General features: G+C 30.9%; 3 protein-coding genes and 2 pseudogenes. 2 read left to right on the top strand and 3 right to left on the bottom strand.

What is annotated here, in order from left to right; translation table 11 throughout:
• A pseudogene (locus ACHZC3_RS10075) lies at window positions 1–232 on the top strand (biotin--[acetyl-CoA-carboxylase] ligase); the annotation flags it as partial.
• 75 nt (window positions 233–307) lie between these two features.
• Here ACHZC3_RS10075 and ACHZC3_RS10070 read toward each other — a convergent pair.
• Window positions 308–700, bottom strand: a complete 393-nt coding sequence (locus ACHZC3_RS10070) for an SRPBCC family protein (protein ID WP_394759737.1) — start codon at window positions 698–700, stop codon at window positions 308–310.
• 118 nt (window positions 701–818) lie between these two features.
• The gene (pyrE, locus tag ACHZC3_RS10065) at window positions 819–1,466 is read right to left on the bottom strand and encodes an orotate phosphoribosyltransferase (RefSeq protein WP_394759736.1); all 648 of its coding nucleotides are present in this window, start codon (window positions 1,464–1,466) and stop codon (window positions 819–821) included.
• A 7-nt stretch (window positions 1,467–1,473) separates the two neighbouring features.
• On the opposite strand from pyrE, the gene ACHZC3_RS10060 reads away from it, so the two are divergent.
• Window positions 1,474–2,073, top strand: a complete 600-nt coding sequence (locus ACHZC3_RS10060) for an NUDIX hydrolase (protein ID WP_394759735.1) — start codon at window positions 1,474–1,476, stop codon at window positions 2,071–2,073.
• A 14-nt stretch (window positions 2,074–2,087) separates the two neighbouring features.
• Here ACHZC3_RS10060 and ACHZC3_RS10055 read toward each other — a convergent pair.
• Window positions 2,088–3,063, bottom strand: a pseudogene (locus ACHZC3_RS10055) (hypothetical protein); the annotation flags it as partial.

Genomic DNA, 3,063 nt, shown 5'->3' with positions numbered 1-3,063 from the left:
TAAAATTGAAAACAACGTTGAAAAACTAAAATACAATGATATTGATTCTTTTTGGGATGAATACGAAAACTATTTATTTAAAAAAGGAAAGCCTACTTTGTTTGAAGATCTAAATCAGGAACGATTTATGGGAATTATAAATGGTGTAACTCGTAACGGGCAACTGGAAGTTTTGTTAGAAGATGATAGCGTGAAATACTTTGAGGTAAAAGAACTTATTATGGTTTATTAGTTTAACCACAAAAGGCACAAAAGAAAAAAAAATCGCAATTTATTTTCTTTTGTGCCTTTTGTGGTTATTGAAAAACTACAATTTAACCATATTCTCCGCTAAAGTTTCAATAAACTTGCTTATTGGTCCTTTTATCATCATGGCCATCATGGCATTAAAATCTCCATCGAAAAGCAATTGGACTTCAGTCGCATCTGAAGAAAGTTCATTAATATTTGCCGTTAATGTAAACGGTAACTTATCACTCGCAGCTCCTAATATAACTTGAGAATTTGCATTTTTCTCTTTCATTTTAAGTTTTATTTCTGGCATTCCTTTTAGTCCAAAAATAAAAGCATTTTCGTCTAATACTTCAAATTTTGCTATAGTGTCAGGCATCAATTTTTCGAAATTTTTTACTTGACATAATTCATTAAAAACATATTCTGCACTTTTTTGAACAGTAACTTTTTGGCTTTCTAAATTCATTATTAGTTATTTTGGTTAATCGTTGATTCGGTTATTTGTTGATTCGGTGAATCCACATACTATTAGACTTTGGTGGTTTCGATTAATCGATTAACCGATTAACCAAATAAACAAAAAACTAAACTTCAACATTCCATTCAGATGGGTTTTTACGCCATTCTTGCAGTAAATATTGCTCATTTTCTGTAATATATTCTTTGGAAACAGCCAATTCTAGTAAGCTTTCGTAATTACTTAATGTGAATAAATCTACGTTATAATTAGCAAAATTATCTTCCGCAATTTGAAATCCATACGAAAAAATAGCTGCCATTCCTTTTACATTTGCTCCTTCGTTACGCAACGCTTCAACAGCGAGTAAGCTACTATTTCCTGTACTAATTAAATCTTCGACCACAATTACATTTTGTCCTTTTTGCAAAAAACCTTCTACTTGATTCAATCGTCCGTGCTTTTTTGCTTCGGGACGCACATATACAAAAGGAAGCCCTAATTCCTGAGCAACCAAAATCCCAATGCCTATTGCACCTGTGGCAACTCCTGCAATAACATCTGGCTTACCAAATTGTTTCTCAATATTTTTAGAAAATTCATCTCGAATATAATTTCTTATCGCTGGAAACGAGAGTATTACCCTGTTATCACAATAAATAGGAGACTTCCATCCTGAAGCCCATGTAAAAGGATTTTCAGAATTCAATTTAATTGCATTTATTTGTAAAAGCAATTCGGCAGTTTGACTAGCTGTATCTTTATTAAAAATCATAGTACAAATGTATAAAGTTTTTGTGAACGACAAGCCACTTTTTCTAACAAATGAAATCAAAAAAGAAACTGATTTCAAATTTTTCTTGTTGGAAAGTGCAGATATAAATCAGATGATTATAAATTTCTTTCAGAATAAAATTCAGAAAGCTTACTTGTATCATCCTGATGAGAAAGAAATTATGAAAACCTTAAAAACCAAAATTCCTGTTAATAAAGCCGGTGGCGGATTGGTTTATAACAAAAATGGTGAAGTTCTATTTATTTTTAGAAACGGAAAATGGGATTTACCAAAAGGTGGAATACAAAAAGGTGAAGAAATTGAAGACACCGCAATTCGTGAAGTAGAAGAAGAAACGGGTGTAACTGGTCTTGAAATTACTGAAAAATTACAAAAAACCTATCATATCTTTAAGCGTAACGGACGTTATAAGCTAAAAATAACACATTGGTTCGAAATGAAAACCAATTTTGAAGGAACTCCAACAGGTCAAATTGAAGAAGGAATTGAAAAAGTCGCTTGGCTTAATCCTGATGAAATTAAAGAAGCGCTGAAAAACTCTTACGAAAATATTAAATTGTTGTTTGTAGAAGAAAAAGTGATTTAATAAATCCTAATTATTTAATTCATTATTCTGTAAATTGGATATTGCAAATGTTCTTTTTCATAATAAATCGAGTGCTTGTGTACCCAATCTAACTGCTCTTCTGGATTTTTAGCAAAAGTGGAATCAGAAATTAATTTTTCGTCAAATTGCTTTTTTAAATTTGGATTTTCGATAAGAATTTTAGCGGCTAAATCTTCAAAAACATAATCAGAATAACCTTCTTTTTGTTGCAAAATAGCATCGAAGAAATTCCAATTAAAAAAGGAATCAACTCCTTGTGGTTCTAAAGTTTCAAGTAAATACTTTATGCCTGTCTGAGATGTAGGAAACAAATAATCACCTTTAGCAAAAGTTTTTTTCTCAATAGATTTTGTTACAGCTGTGTTTCTGTGATTGTAATGTCCCTCGTAAGCAGAAGTTGCGGTTTTATAATTAGCAATTTTATAGCTTTCGACATCAATTATCGTATCATTCTTTAAAATAGAATAGTTACAATTATTACTTTTTAGCAAATCAATTACTGTCCACCATGATTTCGGAATGATATAAGCTTTTGGTATAACAATATCTAAGCTCGATTTATATGCTGGATAAAAATCTATTTCTTTTTCATAAGGCTTGGTTCTGTCATAAAACAAACGATCACCAGTCGTTACTTTACTTTTAATTATTTCACCTTCATATCCTAAAAACACCATCTTTTTTAGTTTCGATGAGTCTAAAACCCACTGAATAGGATAATTATCTTTTGGTTTAAATTGAGACTCATTTCTTTTGCGTATATTTTTAATTTCAGCCGAATTCGCATCAACATAATTGATTGTGCTTTGCATAAATTGATACGTTGCATTAACTCTTTTTTTATAATCTTTCCACATGTGAGTCTCTACAACATAACCGATGGTGTTAAATAAAGAAGTATAACCAGTTGTATATCTTGGTGAATCATTAAACTGTGCAAATCCTTTATCTGGAGTTCCTTGCCAAACA

The organism is Flavobacterium sp. (genome assembly GCF_043720215.1).
GTDB lineage: Bacteria > Bacteroidota > Bacteroidia > Flavobacteriales > Flavobacteriaceae > Flavobacterium.
This window is presented reverse-complemented; position numbering and strand designations above follow the sequence as displayed.